Annotated in this window: 18 protein-coding genes; 9 read left to right on the top strand and 9 right to left on the bottom strand. The window is 53.2% G+C overall.

The window, feature by feature from the left end:
• Positions 1–38: 38 nt before the first annotated feature.
• Both KTH_RS21120 and KTH_RS21115 read right to left on the bottom strand, forming a co-directional pair.
• Positions 39–1,268, bottom strand: a complete 1,230-nt coding sequence (locus KTH_RS21120; protein WP_497620940.1) for a TolB family protein — start codon at positions 1,266–1,268, stop codon at positions 39–41.
• Positions 1,269–1,415: 147 nt separating this feature from the next.
• Complete coding sequence (locus tag KTH_RS21115; RefSeq protein WP_497620938.1) at positions 1,416–3,272, bottom strand: LCP family protein; 1,857 nt, start codon at positions 3,270–3,272, stop codon at positions 1,416–1,418.
• A gap of 388 nt (positions 3,273–3,660) precedes the next feature.
• Between KTH_RS21115 and KTH_RS21110 the strand changes: the two genes are divergently transcribed.
• A complete protein-coding gene (locus KTH_RS21110) occupies positions 3,661–4,818 on the top strand; it encodes a glycosyltransferase family 4 protein (RefSeq protein WP_170142739.1) in 1,158 nt (385 codons plus the stop codon).
• Between the two features lie 22 nt (positions 4,819–4,840).
• Here KTH_RS21110 and KTH_RS21105 read toward each other — a convergent pair whose 3' ends face one another.
• Positions 4,841–4,963 (bottom strand): hypothetical protein, encoded by a 123-nt coding sequence (locus KTH_RS21105; protein WP_281278940.1) that lies wholly within the window; start codon positions 4,961–4,963, stop codon positions 4,841–4,843.
• A 33-nt stretch (positions 4,964–4,996) separates the two neighbouring features.
• On the bottom strand, positions 4,997–6,532 hold the full coding sequence (locus KTH_RS21100) for an ArnT family glycosyltransferase (RefSeq protein ID WP_497620936.1): 1,536 nt from the start codon (positions 6,530–6,532) through the stop codon (positions 4,997–4,999).
• 397 nt (positions 6,533–6,929) lie between these two features.
• Here KTH_RS21100 and KTH_RS21095 point away from each other — a divergent pair, with 397 nt between their 5' ends.
• Both KTH_RS21095 and rsmD read left to right on the top strand, forming a co-directional pair.
• Positions 6,930–8,099 carry a hypothetical protein gene (locus KTH_RS21095; RefSeq protein ID WP_497620934.1) on the top strand — a complete coding sequence of 390 codons (1,170 nt, stop codon included), beginning with the start codon at positions 6,930–6,932 and terminating at the stop codon, positions 8,097–8,099.
• On the top strand, positions 8,080–8,646 hold the full coding sequence (gene rsmD / locus KTH_RS21090) for a 16S rRNA (guanine(966)-N(2))-methyltransferase RsmD (RefSeq protein WP_497620933.1): 567 nt from the start codon (positions 8,080–8,082) through the stop codon (positions 8,644–8,646). The genes KTH_RS21095 and rsmD overlap by 20 nt, the downstream gene beginning before the upstream one ends.
• Here the strand turns inward: rsmD and KTH_RS21085 are convergent.
• Positions 8,625–9,590, bottom strand: a complete 966-nt coding sequence (locus KTH_RS21085) for a sensor histidine kinase (RefSeq protein WP_497620932.1) — start codon at positions 9,588–9,590, stop codon at positions 8,625–8,627. The genes rsmD and KTH_RS21085 overlap by 22 nt on opposite strands.
• Positions 9,591–10,231: 641 nt before the next feature.
• Here KTH_RS21085 and KTH_RS21080 point away from each other — a divergent pair.
• Complete coding sequence (locus KTH_RS21080; RefSeq protein ID WP_497620930.1) at positions 10,232–10,711, top strand: helix-turn-helix domain-containing protein; 480 nt, start codon at positions 10,232–10,234, stop codon at positions 10,709–10,711.
• Positions 10,712–10,732: 21 nt separating this feature from the next.
• Here KTH_RS21080 and KTH_RS21075 read toward each other — a convergent pair whose 3' ends face one another.
• The 3 genes from KTH_RS21075 to KTH_RS21065 all read right to left on the bottom strand — a co-directional run bounded on the left by KTH_RS21075 (position 10,733) and on the right by KTH_RS21065 (position 13,035).
• Positions 10,733–11,704 carry an HAD family hydrolase gene (locus tag KTH_RS21075; RefSeq protein WP_497620929.1) on the bottom strand — a complete coding sequence of 324 codons (972 nt, stop codon included), beginning with the start codon at positions 11,702–11,704 and terminating at the stop codon, positions 10,733–10,735.
• Positions 11,705–11,786: 82 nt separating this feature from the next.
• The gene (locus KTH_RS21070; protein ID WP_497620927.1) at positions 11,787–12,248 is read right to left on the bottom strand and encodes a YggT family protein; all 462 of its coding nucleotides are present in this window, start codon (positions 12,246–12,248) and stop codon (positions 11,787–11,789) included.
• A gap of 130 nt (positions 12,249–12,378) precedes the next feature.
• Entirely contained in the window at positions 12,379–13,035 is a 657-nt protein-coding gene (locus KTH_RS21065) for an AAA family ATPase (RefSeq protein ID WP_497620925.1), read from the bottom strand.
• A 545-nt stretch (positions 13,036–13,580) separates the two neighbouring features.
• Here KTH_RS21065 and alaS point away from each other — a divergent pair.
• The 5 genes from alaS to mltG all read left to right on the top strand — a co-directional run bounded on the left by alaS (position 13,581) and on the right by mltG (position 22,241).
• Positions 13,581–16,223 carry an alanine--tRNA ligase gene (gene alaS / locus KTH_RS21060; protein WP_497620923.1) on the top strand — a complete coding sequence of 881 codons (2,643 nt, stop codon included), beginning with the start codon at positions 13,581–13,583 and terminating at the stop codon, positions 16,221–16,223.
• 401 nt (positions 16,224–16,624) lie between these two features.
• Positions 16,625–17,956, top strand: a complete 1,332-nt coding sequence (locus tag KTH_RS21055; RefSeq protein WP_497620921.1) for a cell division FtsA domain-containing protein — start codon at positions 16,625–16,627, stop codon at positions 17,954–17,956.
• A gap of 88 nt (positions 17,957–18,044) precedes the next feature.
• Positions 18,045–20,519, top strand: coding sequence for a baseplate J/gp47 family protein (locus KTH_RS21050; RefSeq protein WP_497620920.1), 2,475 nt, complete (start codon positions 18,045–18,047; stop codon positions 20,517–20,519).
• A gap of 121 nt (positions 20,520–20,640) precedes the next feature.
• Positions 20,641–21,129, top strand: coding sequence for a Holliday junction resolvase RuvX (gene ruvX / locus KTH_RS21045; RefSeq protein ID WP_111324147.1), 489 nt, complete (start codon positions 20,641–20,643; stop codon positions 21,127–21,129).
• Positions 21,126–22,241 (top strand): endolytic transglycosylase MltG, encoded by a 1,116-nt coding sequence (mltG, locus tag KTH_RS21040; protein ID WP_497620917.1) that lies wholly within the window; start codon positions 21,126–21,128, stop codon positions 22,239–22,241. Before ruvX ends, mltG begins: the two co-directional genes overlap by 4 nt.
• 67 nt (positions 22,242–22,308) lie before the next feature.
• Here mltG and fmt read toward each other — a convergent pair whose 3' ends face one another.
• A complete protein-coding gene (gene fmt / locus KTH_RS21035; RefSeq protein WP_211326249.1) occupies positions 22,309–23,298 on the bottom strand; it encodes a methionyl-tRNA formyltransferase in 990 nt (329 codons plus the stop codon).
• Between the last annotated feature and the right edge of the window lie 263 nt (positions 23,299–23,561).

Below are 23,561 nucleotides of genomic sequence, written 5' to 3'. Positions count from 1 at the left end.
CTTCTACTTAAAATATATCCCTTATCTATTCAATTCGGCTATTTCGTCCAGATCAAACGAGAATCAGCATTCAGTTGTACTTTTTGACCGTCGGTCTTGATCAGTTGAATCGGATCGCCGTTTTTCTTATAGGTTTTCCCCTCCTTGACGACTTCGAGCACATACAGGTTAAAGATGTTGTTTTCATAGCCTATATAAGCGATATATTTGCCGTCCGGTGACCAGATTGGCTGACTAATGTACTGAGACTGGAGCAGCATCGTCGACTGACTATAGGGTTGCAGCGCTTTTTGTTCTGTCGCTTTATCATTGGGTGTGGCTGTGACATCTTCGGCCACCGGCATGGTGTAGAGCTCCATATTGCTGGTGGGGTTGGGTTTGCGAATATACACAAAGGTATTGCCATCGGGCGAAAACGATGCCTGCATATTGAACAGATCTGCCTGATCGGGTGTCAGCGCCACGGCGGGATCTTTTTGTATCTCCTCAATGCCGGGCTGATAGGTGCCCTGTGGCGCATGCGCGATTGCATCGGCGTCCTGTAGAAATAGTTGTACGACCTGATGCGTGCGAGAAGCATCATATTTATAGCTGGTAAAGACGATCTGCCCGGGGTGACCGGGGCGCACGCTGAGATCACGGTGTCCGCCGTCGCCCGCGATGGAATAGGTCACGTGCTGGACTACATCGGGGTAGTCATCCACAGTCTGTGCATTAATTTGCGATAATCGGGAGTCATTGATATCTATACTGAACGCCATTAAATCCAGCATAAAGGCATCCTGCCCCGGGTTGATTTGGAGCTTGCGCAGATCGCTTAAAAAGAGAAGGTGTGTGTTGTCGCGCCACGTAGGCTGGGCGTACCAGACATGGGTGCTTTTGGGTGCCGGATAGTTTGGATTGGGAATGTATTCTCCCTTGCCGGTCAGCAGCACTTTCGGCTTGCCACCTGTTGCGGGCATGATAGCGAGATCCGAATAGTTTTTATAGCGGATAATAAAGGCAAGCGTTTTGCCATCAGGTGAAATGGCAGGATCAACAACCTCCATTCCTTTGGTCAGTTGTTTGGGCCCCGATGCATCCAGCACATAGAGATCATGATTCAAGGTAAAATACAGCTTCCCCGTTAAGGGAACCTGTGTATTGAGTTCTAGCGTCTTCCCATCACCGAGATCTTTTTGTTGATAGGTTGTATCTGTACCCAGACAGCCCGTCAGCAGCAGTGCGACAAGCGTCAGGAGAACGAATAGCTCTCTTTTTTTCTTCATAATGATAGTCTGTTTTCCCATAACCACATGCTATTTTAGAACAGGGGAGAAGGGGGCAGTATAACCTTGCCCCCTTTCTCAAGCATTGTTATTGTTGACTCTTCTGATGATAAGAACGCCAGTGTGTGGACATTTGTTACGGCCTGTTTATGACCAGACGGAAAAGGACCCTGTCACACCCATCAGCATCAGTTTGACGATGTTCTGGGCTCCAGTAATCTCATCATTGAGCAGGAGCGGTTTCTGTTGCGGAGATGAAGCGGTCACAGCGGAAGGCTGCTGTGCCTGGCTGGCGATCTGGTTTGGCGTGCTGGTGTTCCCGGTCTGGTTGCAGGTGCCGGTGCCGAACATCTTTTCCAGAACCGGTTGCATCTGCGTGCAGACCGGGTAGTAATCTTCGCTTTTCTCATCCAGTTTCTGAGAATAGGGCGGGCTGAAGACCATGCGATCAACTTTGTTCATATCGACCTCGCGGCCAAAGTTCCCGAGCTGAATCAACTGGTTCAGGGAGAGGTCAGTTTTCACATAGCCTTCCATATCTTTCATCAGTTCAGGAAGCTTACCGATCGTGTCGATGGTAGCGAGCTTAGTCTTCAACTGGTTCAAGACCTGCTGCTGGCGCTGGGAGCGTCCAAAGTCACCGATCAGGTCTGCGTGGCGGGTTCGCACATATTGCAGCGCTTCCACACCGTTGAGGTGCTGAGGGCCGGGAGCGATGTAGAGGCGCCTGTACCCTGAATGGTCAGAGCTATGCACATCGTCAGGGTAGGTATCATCAACCATCGGGTGGATGACATCAACATCGACGCCGCCCGCAGTATCAATCACCTTAATAAAGCCATCAAGGCCAACCCAGGCATAATAGTCAATGGGGATGCCAAACTGATTCTCGATGGTATCCATCGTAATGCCTGCTCCGGCGGCCAGAGCCTTATCTTTGCTCTTTGTCTCGGCAAATTTAGGCGTGTAGCCCGCTGAGAAGACGCGCATCATTTTCTCAGTGGTGCCGTCTGGCATGCGGACCATCAGGTCACGAGGAATCGAGAGCATACCCACGTATTTTGTTTGTGGATCGATCGTGACGATAATCACCGATTGAGTGAGCAGATCTACTTTAAATTTATCGTCATTATCGCTTCCAAGCAACAGAATATTCAGGCGTTTTCCGCTGAGAATATTATTTGGGTCAACATTATGATCCACTTTGTCATTCTTGTTTTTTCGGTCTGCCTGCTGCCCGAGAATGTTCCCAATGGAGCTGGCAAAGTTGATCTGGTAGTAAGCAAAGGCGCTACCACCCAGAATAACCAGGACCGCCAGGACAGCAATCAGGATCCGTGCCCACATGGGGAGGCGCTTCCCTTTCTTGTTTTTACCTGTTGGAGGCTTTGTCGATGGGGGTTCTCCTGCTGGAGAAACCAGATTCCCCGATATTTTTACATTACCAACCGGTGGAAGCGTCACCGGACCTGGAGTCTGTTGAAGTTGGCCTGATTTGGTCGGACTGACAAAGGGAGCCGCGAACGAATGATTTGCCTGGGAAACCGGGTTCTTGACGGCTGGATGGCTATGTTGCGCAAAAGGACCTGTGACCGGCCTGTTCCCCTGCGGAATACCGGATAAGGAGGTTGCAGAGCCACCAGGAAGCTGTTGTGAGAGTGTTTTCTTTTGAATGGCGGACTGATCGGGCGAGAACGCGCCTCCCCAGCTCGGGCCGATGCCTGGTAGGGTTGATGGATGCTGCTGTTGGGTTGTATTGTTTTGATCCAGGTTCCCGGTCAATGGCCTGGTAAATAGTGGTTGTTTTCCGGGTGCCTGAAATTGTTGTCCCCATTGTGAAATAGGCCCCGCTCCCGAAATACCGGAAAGGGATGCGGGATGTGCTGCTTGAGACTGTGCTTGTTCGGGGGGAATCGTAGGTGTCGTCCCGGCTTGCGACACCTGTGGACTGCTAGACGCTTTATCTTTCAGTCCAGGTTGTATTGGTTTAAATTGCCGTTTCACAGTCCTTTACCTGCTTCCTTTTCTGTGCTGCGAGTATATTACGTTTGCTGTTTTCTATACCCTCTTCTTTCCTATTCGTCATCGTATAGGGTTTCGTCACCCATTCCACGTAGTCCCTGTGTACATATTTCTCAGTCTGCTTAGAAAGTAGCTTTGCTGTTGAGTATAACGTATAAGATTGTTGAACCATGACGACCTATTGTGGAGAATAGGACATTTGGTATAAGGCATACGCTGCCTTTAACCTCTTTTTAGCCATGTTTTTACATTTCTATTACTGTGACTTAAATTCCCTCTAATGAATACCGAATATGCTGGAAACGAAGTCACCTGTCTTGTCTTACGTTCTGCGTTCTCTGGCATATTTGCTGACCGAAAGAGGGGGTTTATGCGTGTTGCTCTGATTACTGAAAACTTTCTACCTAAATTGGATGGGGTCACACGCACGCTTGCCCGTCTTCTGGAACATTTACAGCTCACCGGCCATCAAGCGCTTTTGCTTGGTCCTGACTCTGGCATGGAACGCTATGCAGGAGCTGAAGTACTCGGGACTGCCGGTATCCCGCTGCCTTTTTACCCCGAGCTGCGAGTCAACTTCTTTCGACCGCTCTTTGTACGCCGTCTCTACGAGTTTCGACCTGATATTATCCATGTAGTTGATCCGGTGATTCTAGGCGCTACTGGCCTGGCGGCAGCTCGGCTCCTTGGTACACCAATTGTTTCGTCATATCATACCAACCTGGCGGCTTATTGTACACACTTCGGTTTTCCCCTGCTGACTCGACCCATGTGGTTCTATAACCGTTTTATTCATAACCAGTGCGAACTGACTTTCTGCCCTTCCGCGTCAACTGCGACGATGTTGCGACAGCAGGGCTTTACGCATATACGCATCTGGCCTCGTGGCGTGGATACAGCACTCTTTACGCCTCAGCGGAGAAGTGCCGAGCTTCGGGCTCGCTGGCTTCAGGATAAGCGTGACAAGTGCCTGCTGCTCTATGTCGGGAGGCTTTCGTACGAGAAGAATCTGCGCCTGCTGGTTGAGGCATATAAGGGGATGTCTCATGAGCGCTGTCATCTGGTGCTGGTCGGGGATGGGCCGGCGGCGGCCGAGTTGCGGCAGGAGCTGGCGACTGTTCCGGTGACATTTACAGGCTATTTGCAGGGGGAGGAACTGGCAACGGCGTATGCCTCGGCTGACCTCTTTGCGTTTCCCTCAACAACCGAGACATTCGGGCAGGCGGCACTTGAAGCGCTGGCTTCGGGCTTGCCGGTGGTGGGATTACAGGCTGAGGGCATCTGTGATCTGGTAACGGATGGCTCTAATGGGCTACTGCTTGAGCTTCAGGGGAAGCAGCCAGAAGAGCAGATACGGCTCTATCGGGCTGCACTTGAGCGACTGATTGAACAGGAGCCTTTTCGCCTGCAACTGGGCGAAAACGCGCGCCGGGCTGCCAGTCGATATAGCTGGTTTGAGGCAATGGAATGCCTGCTTCAGGGCTATCGTGATGTGATGCAGAGGACCGCGCCGCTGGTTGCGGCCTGAGGCCCGGGAAGGAAAAGGGCGATTATCCCTTTTCTTCCCGCTGTTTCTCTTCTCGCCAGGTCTGAATCAGGGAAAGAATTAACGATCCCAGCAGAAACACGAGCAAGAAGAGCTCCATTGAACTAAAGACTTTTTTCTTTTGCATGCTCCCTCCTCTCGCGCGTAAGACCCGCGCTCTTTATATTTTAACCCATAGCTCTTTGTTTTGCCCGTACGATTTGACAAGCCTATAGTGCTGCTTGACCCAGGTATGGAACGCGGAATCCTTATCGAGAATCAGGCGTCCGGTATAGAAGAGGACAGCCTTGACCTCTGTTTTACTGGCCTCCTTTTGCAGCATCTCTGTGGTCAGATAATGGGATGTCAGCCGTACCGAGGAGGTGTCAACCAGATCGGGTGGCGTATCGCGTCCCGCAAGGGCGACAAGGAATTGTGCGTCGCTGATGACGTTTTGTCCACGCTGCGTATAGCGCTGCAAATCATTGATGACCTGCTGATCCTGACGCGAGATGCCATGTTGCATCTTATAATAGCCACGAATGGGGCGGGCATTGGTTGCAGCTGTTAGCGTGACAAGCACCAGCATTGCAGCCATCGTAATCTGAAGCGCCGATTGCCACTGCTTGAGATCAAGCACCCATTTCGCGGGAGCCAGCCCGATCACGGCCAGGCTGATCAGCGGCACTGTGATAGCAACATAATGATGTGGGAAGAGAGGCACTTGCTGCCAGAGCACATAAATAGTGGCAAGCGTCCAGGCAATCAAGGGAAGTACGCGCCAGTCCTTGCGCAGACAGGCGATCACGGCTCCGATCAAAGCAGGGAACGTCAGAAAGCCGGTCAGCAGGCTGCGAATCGCACCGAAGTTCTTGCTATGCTCTTGCTTTAAAGCGTCTCCTGCAACCACGTGGAAGGAGACAACGCTATCCCAGAACTGGGGCCAACTGCCAAGAAAGGGGAGAATCAGCAGCAGACAGGTCGCCGCGCAGGCCAGCAGACCAAACAGGATGGGCCTGAATGGTTTGGGCTTGACCGGCCCCTTCTTGCGGATCTGGAGCCAGCTAAAGGTGAGAAGCAGCAGGCCAATGGGGACTACTGCACCTACCGTTAAGAGCTTGCTCATCAGGCTCAGGGCCAGAGAGATGCCGCAACCGATAGTGTACCAGTATGCCCGGCGTCCTGTTGGCTCTTCCCACCACATCAGGGCCAGCCCAACCGCCAGCGCGGCGAACGCCACACAGGGGACATCTGCCTGTAGCGTCTGCGATTGTGCCAGATAGCGCTGATCAGTGACCAGAAGAAAGAGGGCGACCAGTGCTCCCATGCGTCCTGCCAGTGCTCGACCGATCAGGAAGACACCGACCAGACCGAGAAGAGAGATCAGGACAATACCAAATCGGGCCGCCCAGAGCGAGTGGCCGAAGAGCACATAGGATGGAAAAACCGATAGAATAAAGAAGGGCGTCTGTGAGTAAAATGTTTCCTTATATAGCGGGTGTCCGGCACTCATCGCACGTAAGGTTTGCCAGTAGACACCTTCATCGTAGGTATCGCGATCAAAGGGCGCATCCAGATGATACAGCCGCATGACGAGGCCAATGAGGAGTAAGAGAACGGCACTTCCATAAAAAAGGATATGTTGCCATTGCTGAGATATGGTGATGCTTCTGGGTATAGAAAGCTTTTTCTTCTTGGTTGCTGCTTTGCTACTCATTCACTTTTACTTCACTCTCTTCAATCATACTCTGGTCTGGCAAATTGCCGCTTTTACGATAACAAAAATAGAGGATATCTTCAATATCGAAAACGGAGCAGTCACAAAAAGGTGCAGGCAAGCGGGCCTTATCTCCCATTCCAGAGGCTGGTTCATCAGTACTGGTAGAAGCCTTTCCCTCTCCCTGCTGTCCGTTGTACAATACCGCTGTGATGCGTTCACACCGTTGATTTTGCCGCTTTTCATATGCTGAACTGTTTTTCGCAGCTTGCTCAAGAGAGCATACGTCCATTTGTGAATAGGGATTGTTGACGTTATAATAAAGATCCGAAAACTCGAAACAGCTTGAAGTGCGCCCGCGAGCGGGATGCATAGCCTATGTGCAGGAGCATGTGTAATGAATATGAGAGTTGAGAAGCCCGAGGGGGGAAAAGACTATATCTGGCTTCGTTATGCCACAGAATTTATAGTTGAGGGTCGCAAGCAATCAGTGGAAATGGGCATCCCCGTGCCGCTCGGGGCAACCGCCGAGGCACGAGAACAGCTCTTCCGTGAAGCAGAAGAGGGGATGGAGCAATTGATTGCTCATGTAGAGCAGCGCCTTCCCTTGTTTCTTCAAGAGAAACAGACAGCTCCTGCGATCCCGGCCCGTGCCAGTCGTGCTATTCAGAGCCAGCCGCCAGCGGCAAAGCCTGCGTCCGAGGCGGCTCCACAGACGGTCCAGCTACCGGCGACTGAACCGGAAAAGCCCATGCCGCCTCGTCCAGAGCGTCGCGCGACGACTCCGCCTTCTCCGCGCTCTTCTTCTGGGATCAGTATGCCGACAGTCGCGGCAGGACCCTCGGAGGGGGTAGCCAATATGTCGCTGCCCGAGTTCTTGCATGTGGCGCAGGAAGAGCTGAACTTGAAGCCCCGCGACATTCTGAATCTGCTCGGGCTTCGCACATTACAGGGCGTAAACTATCGACAGGCGTTGCAGCAGTTACGGATGGTGCAGGCTCACAAAAACGGAGAGAATTCGGCGGGTCGGCAGGCTGAGCCAGAGCGACGGCAGTCTGCTCCTCAGGCACGCATCTTGCGCGAGCAGGGCGCCGAAGAAATCGCTATCGAGCAGAAAAAAACGGAAGCGCTCGAACGGCCATCTGCTCCCTTGCGTTTTGCTGAAGAGACGGAGCCGGAGGAGGAGGAAGAGATCTTTTTTGACGAGGAAGAAGATGAACCCTATAGCGAGGACGAGGAAGAAGAGGAGATCGGGCCGCCTCCTGCTACCTCAGATCCAGTGGAGCGGGCTCACTATCGCTTGCGGCGCTTGCGGGCGGTTCGCGGGCGGGAGGCCCCGTCTGCTGATCGCTGGCGCGCGTTTCAGAACCTGATCCTCTCTTCTTTGAGCGAGCAACAGGTGATGACGCTGGTTCGGGGCGTCTGGAGTATTGATTCGCCCAGAAAGCTGAAGGCTGAACAATGCGAAGAACTGATCTCCTGGGCGAAGGAGGACAACTTTCCTGCGGAGGCCGAGGCTCTGATCCAATTGTTAGAGGAGGAACATTATGCGCGTGGTAACTGGTGAGGCCAAAGGCCGGAAGCTCAAATCTCCGAAGTCGGCAGGAACACGTCCGATTATTGATCGGGTGAAGACCGCTCTGTTCGACATCCTTTCGACGCGGGTGGAAGATTGCCGGTTTCTGGATCTGTTCGGAGGCGTGGGGAATGTGGGGATCGAAGCCCTGAGCCGGGGCGCGGCCCATGCAACCTTTATCGAGATGAATCATAAGGTCCTGCGCATCTTGCGGGAAAATCTGGATATTACCGGGCTGGCTGATCGGGCGGAGACGATTCGCGGCGATGCCTTTAAATTCCTGCAAGCTCCTGTCGGGGTGCGGCCCCCGTATGACATCATCTATGTCGCGCCACCTCAATATCAGGAGATGGCTGCCCGGGCGCTGGCGCTCCTGGATGGCTCGCCACTCGTTGCCCCCGCTGGACTGGTGATTGTGCAGATTCATCCGAAGGAGCGACCTGGAGTGGCCGCGGTGGCCTGTCAGCAGCTTGAGCTCTATGATGAACGTCGATATGGTAGCTCATTGCTGATGTTCTATCGGGCCATTTCGGAATAGGATGACGATTTCTCACGGCATCGTTGTTGCCCGATCCCGGGGAGGGTGAAGCAGAAACTGCTCCCTTCCCCCGGAATGCCCCGGCTCTCAACCCAGATACGCCCACCCATAACCTCAACCAGATGCTTGCTGATATAGAGCCCCAATCCACTGCCACGAACCAGCCCACCCAGATCGCGCTGTAAGCGGACAAACTGCCCGAAGAGCAGCGGAATCTCTTCCGGAGGAATACCCGGCCCGGCGTCCTTCACGCAGATACAGACGTTCCCTGTTCCCTGCTCAACATGGGCACTGACACGCACCTGACTCTGTGGAGGTGCATATTTGAATGCGTTGGAGAGCAGGTTATAAAGGACATGGCGCAGGCACTGGGCGTTCGCATGCACAAAGAGGTGGCGGGAGATCTCAAGCTGAATCGACTGCTGGCGCTCTCCAAGCGTGTTAAAGTGTTGGATCACCTCCTCGACGCTTTTCAGGAGATTGAGCGTCTCTACCTGAAGCTGACCGTTGTCATTGCCGATTGCCATACTATCCAGCACATTATTGACCAGCCGGGTGAGCTCCTCACAGTAGTTTAACGCGTTTTTGATATATACGCTGTGCGCATCTTTTTCAAGCGTGCCGTTTTCTTCCAACAGGTGAAGCAGGAGCTCAAGATAGCCATAGGCGGCGGCCAGTGGAGTGCGGAGCTCATGGTTGACGTTCAGGATGAACTGATTTTTGAGCTGGTTTAGTTGTCGCTGCTGTTCATACGCCGCTTTGACCTGTTGAATCGCCTGGTTGGTCGTCTGTCTGGCAGCCTCTGACTCATTCAGGATGTATCGAAGCGAGACCATCAAGCAGCCCTCGATGCTGAGCAGCAGCGTGCTCCCGATGAAAGAGGTCAGGTAGGTGGCGGGCCAGTAGTGCAGCCAGAATATGGCATAGAGGCAGCTAAGCAGCATGTGACCAAAGAATACGGTACAGGCTCCTCGCTTCTCAAAGGTCCAGCTTGCCAGGAACATAGGTATAGAAATAATATATCCGCTGTTTATTTGAGGAATAACCAGCATATGGAGTATGGCACAGATGAGGAAACTGAAAATACAGAGTGAGAGGCGCACTAGAAGCGGGCTCTTAAGGAAATAACGTGGCCATGGTCCGGTAAGCCATTTGCATATAATCATCTCAGCTTCTCTCCCTTCCCACATAGATCTGTTTGGTCTCTCCGCAGTGCTATCACACAATGCACTTCTTCCGACAAGTATTCTAACATGCTACGCTTCGGTTTTATAGGGGATAGACATTAATATTGTATTATTATTTCTGCTCTCCAGATAGAAAATGAAGTTTTTGTAATAGAGGTTCTACTGCAATGTACTACAAAGTTCTATGTCTGGTAGGAAAAACGAGAGTGGCTTTGGCCATCCGGGGAGAGTCGAAGTGGAGCAGTTGAATGCGCTATAATAGAAACCAGAGACAAAGCAATTGCGAGAAACGGATAGGCTTTTTGTCTGTCCTGAAAGGATATCAGTACAATGTCAAAACAGTGGCGAGAGCCGGGGGTTCTCTTTGCTGGCATACTAGTAAATGGAGGGATATGCTGATGCTTGGAAGACCGAGCCGCTTTGCGTTTATTGATGCCAGTGAAGCCGCACGGAAGCTAGGTATTACTCGTGTCACACTGGAGCAGTGGGTCAAAGATGGGCGTTTAAAGCCAGTGCGCGGTATGGGCAAGGAGACGTTTTTCCGTGCCTCTGATGTGGATGCGCTCTACCGTGAACTGCATCCTGATGCGGAGCTGGCGGAAGCGATTGCTGCTGATGAGCAGGAAAGCGCGGGCGATGCCAAACAGCAGGCCCTTGCCCGACGCAAGAACGATCCGCAGATGCGCGTCTATTTGCGTCTTCAGGCCGATGCAAAATGGTATGATACCTCGGACGAGGATATTCGTGCCTGGTTTATGCAGCTTGATCCTGATGGCTATGAGCGCAACAAGCGCAATGCTCTGCATGCGATCAAGAAGCTGCAATATCTGGTCAGTCTGATTGAAGAAGAGCAGCAAAAGCTGTCAACCGGGGAATAAGGCGTTTTCCCCGGTCTTCTCTTATTCCGCAACACCTTCGGGCAGGCACAAGAGCAGATCATCTATCGATTTGACAATGAGATCTGCGCCGCGCTGCTGGTACAGCTCTATCTCTGAGGGGTTGACCATCATCGCACTGAGAAATTCTGGCTCGCCTGCCTGACGGCTTTCCATATAGTAGCGAACGAGATCGCGGTCATCCGCGGTATCGCCGATAAAAAGCCCTCCTCTGGCACCGGTTTGAGCGATCGCCATACGCAACGCTCGCGGATCGGGCTTCGGACAGACATCCCCCGGGATCACCACCTCCCACCAGCGTTCTCCGGTATACTGTTCGAGCATCGCCAGAGCAACCTCTACTTCTGGCCCCACACGTCCTGTAATAAGCCCCATATGTTTAATGCCGCTTGCACGGAAGCGCTGAAAGATATCTGGCTGAAACAGGAAGTGTTCGCGCAGATAAAGTCCCTGCTGGTTCTGGACATAGCGCGGTTCGCGCCCATAATAGGTTCTGATGCCCTCGGCCCCCCAGTAGTATTCATGATAGATATCGCCGACAATGTGATAATCCAGGCGAGCGCTTTCCGGCACGACAGTATTGACCCAGGTGCGCCCTCCACGGCCCGCTAGATGAGCCTCCCGGGCCAGATTTGCCCATTCCTCTGTTGTACGTGCCGCCAGGGTTGTACCGCGCCACTCGCGCCAAATCGCGGTATAAAGCGAGGAAAGCAGGTAGCACATATCCCAATCATTGTTAAAGCCGCCTGCCAGCTTAAACTGTTCGATATCCTGGAGGGTGACCAACGGCTTCCCCTCGTGTTGCCCCCAATCCAGCCCGTGTAGTGTCCCGACGACATATTCGGCGGTCGCAATATCGGTCGCATGGAAGGAGTCAACGGTGTAGAGCAGAATGCCATCCACATCAAAAAAAAGCGCGTCAAACGGCTCTGGATAGCGCAGACCCGGTTTGCGCCAGATGCGCTGGTTCGTCATCTCGGACCAATCCTTTCAAATAGCGTGTATTTCCGGACTGGAATGTATCGTATCACATTCGTTGCCGAACGCTGTGGGCGAATCAGCGGGGCTCGGTGATCAGCAGCGTCAGGAAGCGGCGTAGAATCAGCGCCAGAATACAATAGACCACAATGGCAAGAATCAGCGAGCCATCAATCAGGAAGCCCTGATAGCGTGTGTGAGGGAGTACATTTTGAAAGGGGAGTGCCAGCGGATCACTGCACAGATACATCCACTGGACAAAGAGGCTTGGATGTCGTTGCAGATGGAAACCTGTCAACACAAAACGACCACCAAGCAGCAGAAATGTAACCAGCAGCGCCAGCCCGAGCATCTGGTTGATCTTGCGCACCAGAGCGACGCCAAACTGTTTGCAGGAGTGGCCAAACGAGCGCCAGCGCGACTCCGCGGGCAGATGCAGCGGAGGAAGTGGTGCTGTATTACTGAACGTTACGGGCTGCGTATGCATGCTATAGAAGCTGGCCGTATGTTGCTGGTTCTCTGGCTGTTTTTTCTGTCTCATAGCTTTCTCCGTACGCTTTTTATGCATCACAGGAGCGGCGGATACTGCTTCTATTGTACCATACCAGAGAACAGGATTCGCGCCAACATGCAGCGAAAAGATAGATAAAGGGAGCGGCCAGGCAGGGTGCCTAGCCGCGTGTATTCTCTCCGCTCGTTGATTTCTCTTGCTGTGGTTCTGCTGGCGGATGCGCTGGGGAAGGTGGCGGGGGAAGAATCCGAATGCGAATCAGATTGTTATTTAAGGTCAGGTGTTCTTCGCGGAGCACATGAACCTGTTTCCAGGGCTCACGCTGTGAGTCCTCAATGGCTTTACGAAGCTGTTCTTGATGATAGCTGATGACCTCGCTACCCACACGTCGGTGTCGCTGCTCTTCGTGCTCAAGACAGACATCCAGCGGCACATCAAAGATGAGCAGACAGGTATGATAGTGGTACTTTGCGGCCAGATCGAGCAAGTTATAGCGTGCTTCTGTGGAGAGAGCCGTACTATCTGCGATTGTGAAGCGATTCTGATACATACGTTTGCGAATGATGTAGTGGAAGATATCAAACGCATCTTTGCTGACAAACTGGTTGGTTTCGTCATCGCTGACCAATGCACGACAATAATCGGATGAGACGATCATGGTTGGCGCAAACTTGCGGTGTTTGTAGCGCTGGATCAACGAATGAGCAAATGTGCTTTTCCCGGCTCCTGCCGGACCACACAAAACAACAAGCGAACGTTCGGGTATGGTGATGAAGAGTGGAACTCGCTTCTCCTGAGGGGAGTCGGCTCTGTCCATTGCGGTACTACTTCTCCTTTGATATAATGCGCATGCGCAGATATACAGTATTCATTATATTGCGCTATAATAAGGCTGAATATGCTCGGTGAAGTGCTGTTCGGGGGGGCCCCTTCCTTCTACCGTGTAGCTATCGCCACAGCGAATATTTTTCTTTGACAAAACTGTTTCAGTACACAAGTATGTGGCGTGCTTTATCTTACAACACTTTAGAGAAAGCCGCCAGTGGCGTTCTCTGCATATAATAATGACGGGAATTCCCAGGCAATTGTAGAAATCATAAATCCGTTTTAGAAAGAGAAAAAGGTTTTCAGAGGAGTCTGCCTATTCTTCCAAAGAGAACGCTCAGCCCGGAGTCTCTGAAACCCATACAAGGGGGTGAAGCCCTTCTCCTTCTTCTCTCGCCTCTGCTATCGTGGTTGAGGCTTGCAGCAGCCTTAGAAGACTCCTGAGGCTTGCATTTGAGGCTGCTGAGGATTGAGACCAATAAAGCAAGGAAGATCCGTCAGAAAAAAGATGCTCCTACCATTTTGAGGAGGGTTGCTGTGTCTGTCAATACAACACTAACAGGCGCTGAGATTCGAGCGCGATTTCTTGATTTCTTTGTCAGTAAAGGTCATGTCAAGGTCCCCAGTTCCTCTCTTGTCCCTCATAATGATCCCACCGTGTTGCTCACCACGGCCGGGATGCAACAGATGATTCCGTACTTTCTGGGACGTGAGACTCCTCCGGCGACACGGCTGACCTCGGCGCAGAAATGTTTTCGTACAACCGACATCGATATTGTTGGCAATCAGCGGACGCTGACATTCTTTGAGATGCTCGGTAACTTCTCTGTTGGTGACTACTTCAAGCGTGAGGCAATCACCTTTGCCTGGGAATTCCTGACAAAGGTGCTTGGTCTGCCCGCTGATAAGTTGTATCCGACTGTCCACCCTGAAGATGATGAGGCCCCCGCTATCTGGACCGAAGTGAGCGGAATTCCCGATGAGACCATCGTGCGCCTTGAGGACAACTGGTGGGGCCCTCCGGGAGCATCCGGTCCCTGTGGTCCTGACTCTGAGATCTATTATGATCGTGGTCCCGAACATGGTTGTGGACGGCCTGATTGTAAGCCTGGCTGTGACTGCGAACGCTTCCTCGAAATCTGGAACCTTGTCTTTATGCAGTATTATCAGGATTTCGACGGAACCCGGGAGCCTTTGCCTCGCAAGAATATTGATACCGGCATGGGTCTTGAGCGCCTGACGATGGTGCTACAGGGACGTGAGTCTGTCTTTGAGACAGACCTGTATCGCCCGATTATCGATCACTTTGCCGGGTTGACCGGAACCGAGTACGGCAAAGATCCGAAGACTGATGTCTCGCTGCGTGTGATTGCTGACCATGCTCGGGCGCTGGTCTTTCTGGCGGCTGATGGCGTGCTTCCCAGTAACGAAGGGCGTGGCTATATCTTCCGACGCGTGCTGCGTCGCGCTGTGCGACACGGCAAGCTGCTCGGGCTGGATAAGCCTTTCCTCTCGATCGCGGCTGATACCGTTATCAATTTGCTTGGCGACTACTATACCGAGCTGCGGCAGAAGCGTGATCGGATCGTTGAAGTGCTGAGCATGGAAGAGAAGAAGTTCAGCCAGACGCTTAATACCGGTTTGCAGTTGCTGAATGAGCTGCTGACCGAGCTGAACAAGAAGCAGGAGCGGGTCATCCCCGGTGAGCAGGTCTTCAAGCTCTATGACACCCATGGTTTCCCGGTGGAACTGACCCAGGAAATCGCCGCTGAGCAGGGCTTCACGATCGATACCGCTGGCTTTGAAGAGGCGATGCAGCGGCAGCAGGAGCGCAGCCGTGCCGCCAGCCAGTTCGTTCAGAAGCAGGATGATCGGGTGCTGACCGAGATCTTACAGCGCCACGGCCCGACCGAGTTTACCGGATATCAGGGTGTGGCCGGGAATGGAAAGGTACTGGCGCTGGTCGTAGATAGCCAGGAGGCCGAGGATATCAGTGCTCCACAACAGGCGCTCCTGATTCTTGACTCGACACCATTCTACGCGGAAAGTGGAGGCCAGATCGGTGACCGGGGCACCATTCAGGGGCCGATGGGACTCTTTGAAGTGCAGGATACGCGCCGTCCGATCAAGGGGCTGATTGTTCACTATGGAAAGCTGACCGAAGGCCATTTGCGTGTGGGTGATGAGGTGCAGGCATCCGTGATCGGGGATCGTCGTGAAGACACGATGCGCAACCACAGCGCGACTCACCTGTTGCATAAGGCGTTGCGTGATTTGCTCGGTCCGCAGGTTGAGCAGCGTGGATCGCTGGTCGAACCCGAGCGGCTTCGCTTTGACTTTAGCTCTCCGCGTCCGCTGACTCCGTCTGAGATTGCTCAGGTTGATGCCCAGGTTAATCGTTGGATTCGCGCCGATTATCCCGTTCATATAAATGTAATGCCTTTACAGGAAGCGATGCAGACGGGTGCAATGGCGCTCTTTGGCGAAAAGTATGACGACGTTGTACGTGTTGTCTCGATGGGAAGCAGTAAAGAGCTATGTGGCGGCACGCACTGTGCCTCTACCGGCCAGATTGGCATCTTTGTCACCGTTCAGGAGGGCAGCGTTGCGGCTGGTGTCCGGCGCATTGAAGCTCTGACCGGACGCGCGGCGGAGGCCTACTTGCGCCAGCGGAGCGCCCTGGTTGATACGCTGGCCACCAAATTGCAGGTGCAGCCCGACAAGCTGGAAGCTCGTATTGAGCAGCTTCAGCAGGATCTGGCGGCGGCTCGGCGGCAGATAGAGCAGTATCAGCGTGAGGCGGCGCAGCAGCAGGCCGAAACGCTGGCGAGCCGGGCTCAGGATGTGTCCGGTGTGCCGGTGGTGGCTGCGGTGGCGCAGGTTGCTAACGATAAAGTCTTGCGCGAGATGGGCGATATGGTGCGAGCGAAGCTCAATCAGCCCGCTGTTGTTGTTGTTGCGGCGGCCTTCGGTGAGCGTGTCGCGATTCAGGCGAGCGTTGACCCGGTTCTGACAAAGCGCGGACTGCACGCCGGGAAACTTGCTGCGGCAGTGGGCCAGCGCCTCGGCGGCAAGGGCGGCGGTCGTCCAGATTCCGCGCAGGGTGGTGGCAAGAATAAGGCTGAGATGGGGGCTGCGCTTGATCTTGTCCCTGTCCTGGTGAAAGAGAATCTTAAATAATCAAGCGAGGCACGTTGTGAAGGGGAGTCATCTGACTCCCTTTCCCCCGTTCGTTCGTGTCAGGAACAAGGAGGGAACTGGTTTCGCTTTTGTCGCTTTCCCCACAGGCGCAGGGATGTAGTTTACACAATGCTCTCTCTTGTTGCCGCAACGTGTATTATCACTCTTTGCCACAAGCGCTATTTTTGTGTTATAAAGTAACGTGCATAATGCTGACAATAGACCGGGCATCATCTGTTTTTCCGCTTGCCTGTGCGAAGCCAGCGGCTTCCTGAAGCGCTCGCCCTCTCTCTTGCGTCTGTGGCCTGTTCCAAAGGAGCAGCCCGCAAGAAAGGGTTGCAGGCGAGAGCAGGGATCTCCCGCCACTACAGGGCGAAAAGCAATAAAAACGGGAACGTGCAATGATGGATCTCTTTCAAGGTTGGCTCAAGAAGCTGTTTACACGAGGTTCCGACGCGGACGGCTATTATAGCGAAACAGAAGTAGGGTATGATGAGGCTCTGAATACCGGGCAGAGTCAGCTCTTTACCGCTCTTGATGTTGGGACGGCCTATGCTAAAGCCATGATTATTGAGGTACAGGGAGACCATGCAGAGGTTCTGGGGGTCGGTCGGTATCCGCAGAGCTATTCTCATATGGCTGATGGTATAGTGACAGATATTCAGGGCGTCATTGCGAACTGTAATGAAGCTCTCTTACGGGCTGAGAAGTCGGCGGGGACGATGGCCCCGGCGGCGGTGATTGGCATCGCTGGCGAACTGGTCAAAGGAGCATCGACCCACGTCAGTGTAACCCGCCAGCACCCAACCAGGCCGATTACACGGGAAGAGCTGGAACAACTGATTGTGTCGGCACAAAAAAAGCTTTTGAAGAACGCGAAAGCGCGTATTGCCGCTGAAACCGGGCTGAGCAATGTTGAGGTCCGCCTGACCAATGCCGCAGTGATCTCGGTGCGCATTGATGGGCAGACCGTTACCAATCCGATCGGCTTCCCTGGTCGCTACTTCTCGTTGACGCTCTTCAGTGCCTTTGCGCCGCTGATGCAACTGGGGGCGCTTGAAGCGGTGGCTCAGGGGTTAGATCTCTCGCTGATCGCGATTGTCGCGGAACCCTATGCTCTGGCCCGTTGTTTAAGCATGAATGCAGGCACAGATAGCGGCGCGATTTTTATTGATATTGGTGGAGGTACCACTGATATTGCCCTGGTACGACAGGGAGGCATTGAAGAGACGCGCATGTTTGCGCTTGGGGGGCGCACGTTTACGCGCCGAATTGCAAATAGTAAGGGCATCTCGTTGAAAGATGCAGAACGTTTAAAGTTAAGCTATAGTAGTGGTGAGATGAAGGGGAGTGCTGTTGAAGAGATTCGCACGATTCTAGAGCCGGAATGTGAAACATGGATGGATAGCGTCGAATTGCTGGTTGAGGAGCTGTCAAAAGGGGAGCTTCTCCCACCTGCCATCTATGTTGTTGGCGGTGGTTCCGCGCTCTCTGATATCCAGCGAAAGCTAGAAGCATTCCCCTGGACGGAGCGGCTTCCGTTCTCGCGTCAGCCGATTGTGCGTACTGTGCTGCCGGAGATGGTAAACCATATTCTTGATCCACAAGGACTGTTGCAGGATGCTCAGGATATCACACCGATGGCGCTTGCATTTCAGGCGGTGGAACTTCAGAATGAGAACTCTGTGCTTGAGAATGCCCTGGACAATGTGATAGATCGCATGCACATCTAAACGGGTATGCAGGAGGCTCGCCCGGTCAAATCTGGCTGCGTTTTGTGGTAGTTCTCGAACCTGTACTTTGATTGGGGTTTTTAGGGCTATGAGTGACGAGCAGACGATTTACATAGGACCAGAAGACGACTTAACCAGCGTCAGAGAACGCCTTGAACATATAGAATCTCGTAGGGTAATCATGGTCATTCCTGCGCAGACGCAGCTACGGAGCCATGTGGCCTGGAAGCTCCTGCATGCCCGTGCTCGTGAGATGGGCAAAGATGTTCTGATTATCAGTTCCGATCCTCAGATCCGTTCGGTTGCACAGGCCGTCAAGTTCCGGGTGGCGAACTCTTTGGAGGCGGCACCCATTGAGCGATCAAAGCCCTTACAGGGAGGAAGCAGGACCGGGCGGACCTCTTCTCTGAATAAAGGTCGCTCTGTGGGCACGCGAAAAGCACCTGCCGAAAACCGTCCTGTGCGCAAGGCCCCTCCAGAGCGCCGTGAACCCTGGAACTCACGTCGTCCCGCGAAAGAGGCGTCTCGTCCCCTGCCCTTCTCCGGTGCTGCGTTTGATGAATCTCCCTTTGAAATTCAGGAAGATCCGCTGCCCTCGTATGAGAACAAACAGCGAGAGATCACGCCTCCGATTCGGCCCCTGACGCCCGAACAGATTGATGAGGAGCCTGATCTACTAATCGAGGATTATCATATATCGCAAGATATTCGTCAGGCCGCGATGAGCAGCCAGCCGGGGTCTACCCCGGTCGATGAGGACGAGGTGCTTTCCGCATACCCTGCATCTCCCTCAACACCCGCCTCTGAAGATCCGTTTGAGTATCTGGATGATACCACGTTCTCACAGCGCAATGAGCAGCGGGCCGGTGTCCCGATGGATATTTTTCCTGTGGAAGAGGACTACCCGCTTGAAGAGGCTCCGACCCGGATTGAACGTCCCTCTCGTTCAGCCAAGCAGGATATTTCGGAGGCCGAGACAATTGATATATTTCCAGAAGCGCCTGTACAACGGGAACGGCCTCGCAAAAAAGAGCCGATGGCACCTCGTCAAAATCGCCGCTCGCTTCCTCTCACACCGCGTGAGCCGCTGGAAGAGGAAGAGGGCGTGCCGCTAATCGAGGAAGAGCCGCCGCGGGCAGTCCCGCCACGCCAACACTCACGCACATCGCGGGCCTTGAATCGTCAGCCTTCCATTACCCCGCGGACTGCTCGCCCGGAGATGGAGCGCACCGATCTTTCGGGGGCTCTGCGTCCCATGACCCGCAAAGGGCGTCCAACCTCGCGCAAACTGGAACCCATCTCGCGTGCCAGTTCTGTACGAAAGCAAGCGCGCCAGCGCAGGCGCTTCCCCGTCCTGATGTTCAGTATCATTCTTCTGTTCATTCTGGCGCTTGGCTCTCTGGCTTTCTTCGTACCTGCTACTGATATCACGTTACTGGTGAACCTGCGCGACTACAGCCACGCGGTCAAACTGACAGCTTATCCCCACGATCAACAGGGACCGACCGGAGCGATTGGGGTTCCCGCCGATGTGCTGAAAAATACCTTTACCGGTGAGGGCACCGGCGTTGCGACTGGCTCCAGGAAAGTTGATACCAATGTTGCGACCGGAAGCGTCACCTTCACCAATAACGGGACGGGGTATGTCACCATCCCTTCTGGAACCCGCATTGAGACCGAAAATGGCGAGAAACAATATAAGACAACTGCCGAACTGACACTCAGTCCGCAGGGAAGCGACGTTCCCTCTATCACCGTTGATGTGGTGGCGATCAAGGCCGGTGAAACGGGCAACACCCCGGCTCGTACGGTCACGGTTATTCCCGATGAGAGTAAAGCGCAGATCGCGAAAAAGAGCAACATGAATGTATCGGATCTTCGGATTCAGGTCATCAATGCTGCCGAGATTAAAGGGGGAGGCGCCGGTATGGCGAAGGCGGTAACGCAAGCTGACCGCGAGAAGGTGACGAAGAAGCTTCAGGATGAGCTACTGAACACCACTGTGAAGGACTGGCTCCAAAAACAGAAGACCTCTGAACAGGATGTTATCGGGAAACCGGCATCTACAACGACGCTGGTGAATGCGCCGCAAGTGGATAGCGTTGTGAATGGTGATGGCTCTTTCCGCGCGCTGGTACGCGTTAGTGTAACAGTAATGGTGGTGCGGGCAAAGTCGTTACAAGATGCTACAATGAAAGCGCTCAATGTTTCACTCCAGGCTGAAAAAGACCAATCGCTCAAAGGGTATACTATAAACGAAGAGCTTGCACAGGATGTTGACATCAAAGGCTTGAAGACCGCGGGTGAAGGCTCCAATCTGGCCCTTGAATTTACTGCTGCGGGGAAAGCTGTTCCACCCATTCAGCAGGAGGATGTACAGAAGCTCGTTTCTGGAAAATCGGTTGAAGAAGCACAGTCGCTTTTACAGGCAAAATATCGGCAGTACCTTCAGAAAACGGAGGTAACGATTCAGCCGACATTTTTCCCGAGGATTTCCTATTTTCAACCGAATATTCATGTTCATCTGAAACCCGCTCTAGTACCATTGAAGCCGAAACCGTAACTATCATTTGGAACAGGACGTAGTATGGTTATAAAGCTGTCATAAGCTTACCATACAGCCTGTCCCTGCCTGTGAGGAAGCGGAGAACAGAAACCAAAACGGCACAAAGGTTTTTCTCTTTATGACTCGATTACTCGCATTAGATGTGGGTGAGGTGCGCATTGGTGTGGCTGTCAGTGATGCCACCGGCCTGCTGGCTTCACCCTATACGACACTCCATGTCCCTCGCAGTGAAAAACAGTTGTGGACGGCATTACAACAGATCGTTGACGAAACAGAGGCGGAAGGGATCGTTGTTGGCCTTCCCGTGAGTCTGGATGGCGCTATTCATGCTCAGGGAGAGCGCATTCTGGCGTTTGCTGAGCGCCTGAAAGCACACATATCCCTCCCCGTTTCATTCTGGGACGAACGACTCTCGACCGTAGAGGCCGAACGTCTTTTGCTGCATCGGCCAAGTGGTGCGGGCAGAAAGCCGCGACGTTCGGGCCAATCACACTCCCGGAAGTCTCGCCAGAGAGGGCATGAGCTGGATGCTCTGGCGGCTACTGTGATCCTGCAAGAATATCTGGACTCTCTGCGGAGTAGCAAACAAGAGGAAAAGGAACTATGAAACGACCTGGAGGATCAAAGGCTGCTGTTATCTCCATTATCCTGGTGGCAGTAATTATCTTTATCGGTCTCTATTATGCCTGGTCGACGGTAACGGCTGTATTTCTTCCTGTGAGTGATGCAAAGAATGCCAAAACTGTGTCAATCACTGTTAAGCCGGGGGAAACAACAGCCGATATCGCTGAAAAGCTGGAGAAAAATGGCATTATTAAGAATGCCTTTGCTTTTCGCCTGTGGTCGCGGGTGCGGGGGTTAGACGGAAAACTACAGGCGGGCGTCTATAATAAACTCAATTCAAGTATGACAATTGATAAGATTATCGACGAATTTATGAATGCGCAGCCTGATGCAACCCAGGTTCTGGTGAAAGAGGGATATCGCCTCGAAGAGATAGCAAATGCGGTTGCACAATCCAGTCCAGTGCTGGTGAATTTCAAGAAGGACGAATTCCTGAAATATGCCCACAATATCAAGAGCTTTCCTGATTATGGGAAATATCCTCTGCTGAAACAGATCAGCCAGCAAAGCGATAGCATGGAAGGCTTCCTGTTCCCGGCTATCTATGAGATCCCTGTTGATGCTGATGCCCGCGTGGTGATCCAACGCATGATAACGAAGACGACCGAAGTCTTGCAAGAGAACAAGCTGGAAGCGCTGGCGAAGCAGCATCAAATGTCGCTGTATGATCTAGTGACACTGGCCTCGGTTGTGGAGCGCGAGACCGGAAAAGTGGAGGAAGATCGCCCGAATATCGCCAGCGTTTACTGGAACCGGCTCTACAAGGTGAATCCAGAGATTGGTAAACTGCTACAGGCCGACCCGACGGTACAGTATGCGCGTGATAATCAGGAAAAGCCAGCGAAATACTGGACGCCGTTACAGGATAGCGGCGGGAATGTCTACCCTGATAGCCCGTACAATACCTATACGCAGGCAGGCTTGCCGCCAACACCGATCTGTAGCCCGGGACTGGCAAGTCTGAAAGCGGTCGCTGAGCGACCCGATACCGACTACTACTACTTCTTTGCTGACAAAACAGGGAAGTCCCATTTCGCAAAGACACATGCCGAGTTTACGCAGCTCATGGCGCAGTATGGCGTCAGTGGTGCGTAACGCAAGCTGAAACATCAGGAGGTACGGAAGCTTTGTGCTTTCCGTGCCTCCCTGCTTCTATACCACATCAGGCCTGTGAAGGTGCTCCCAGTACCTCCCCGACGATCTGCCGATAGCCCCGCAGAAACTCTTCGGTGCTCATTGCCTTTTTGCCCTCCAGTTGTAACTGCTTGATAAGCAGATAGCTGCTCCCGGTTACCACGCCCATATAGACATGGCCTGCCTCCTCTCGAACGGCAACCGTTCCGGGAGGAACAGGCTTGGCAGGCTCAAGCGCGACGGCTTTCGCGGCATGGATTTTGAGCAGTTTGCCGCGCCAGTAGGTATAGGTCCCCGGCCAGGGTGAATAAGCGCGTACCTGGCGGGCAATAACTCCGGCTGGCTTCGTCCAGTCAATCAGGCCATCCTCTTTCTGCAACATGCGCGTATGGGAGGCTCGCTCTTCGTCCTGTGGCTCTGGCTGAATCTCACCTGCGATCCAGCGGGGCAGGGCCTCAAGCAGGGCCTTCGCGCCGAGCTCTGCCAGCTTGCCCGTCAGGGTTCCAGTGGTGTCGTCTTCGGCGATAGGAATAGATCTGCGCAGCAGCACCGGCCCGGTATCGATGCCCGCATCCAGGAGCATGATCGAGACGCCGGTCTCTGTGTCTCCCTGTAAAATGGACTCCGCTATAGGGTCTGCGCCCCGATATTTGGGGAGCAGCGAGGCATGAATATTGAGTGTGCCATAGCGGGGCTGATCTAAGACGGCCTGTGGCAGAATCTGGCCGAAGGCGGCGACAATATAGAGATCGGCTTTATAGGCGGCCAGCTCTTCCCGGTTCGCTGCTTTCTTGAACGAGCCAGGCTGCCAGACCGGAAGATGATGAGCGAGCGCGGCTTGCTTGACCGGAGAGAAGAGAATCCCTCGTCCGCGGCCTGCTGGTTTGTCGGGCCGGGTGATGACGGTGGCAATCTCATAGCCTTCCGGGAGCAGTTTGCCCGGAGCCGAGTGTTGTACTAATGCTTCCAGTGCGGGGACGGCAAACTGTGGTGTCCCCATATAGATGATTCGTAACAATGGCTACCCCTCTATTCTACTGAATCCGCTCGATAGTAGTGCTTTGTCTCGCAAGGCTGTTCTCTGAGTCTATTTTATTGTATATTGACTTACGTTGAAATGCATCGGGTGTTGGATCTCTGAATCAGTTTCTGTAGAAACAAGCTGAGCATGAAAATATTGTTTTTCTGGATGCATAGAGTATAGCACAATCAGGCTACTCTCTCAGGTTTTTTTGACAAAGAAGAGTATGCTATATTTGCATGTACCAGAGTTTTTCTGGG

This window comes from Thermosporothrix sp. COM3, assembly GCF_059696735.1.
Note: the sequence above shows the minus strand (reverse complement) of the source record. Positions and strands in the feature narration are given on the sequence as shown.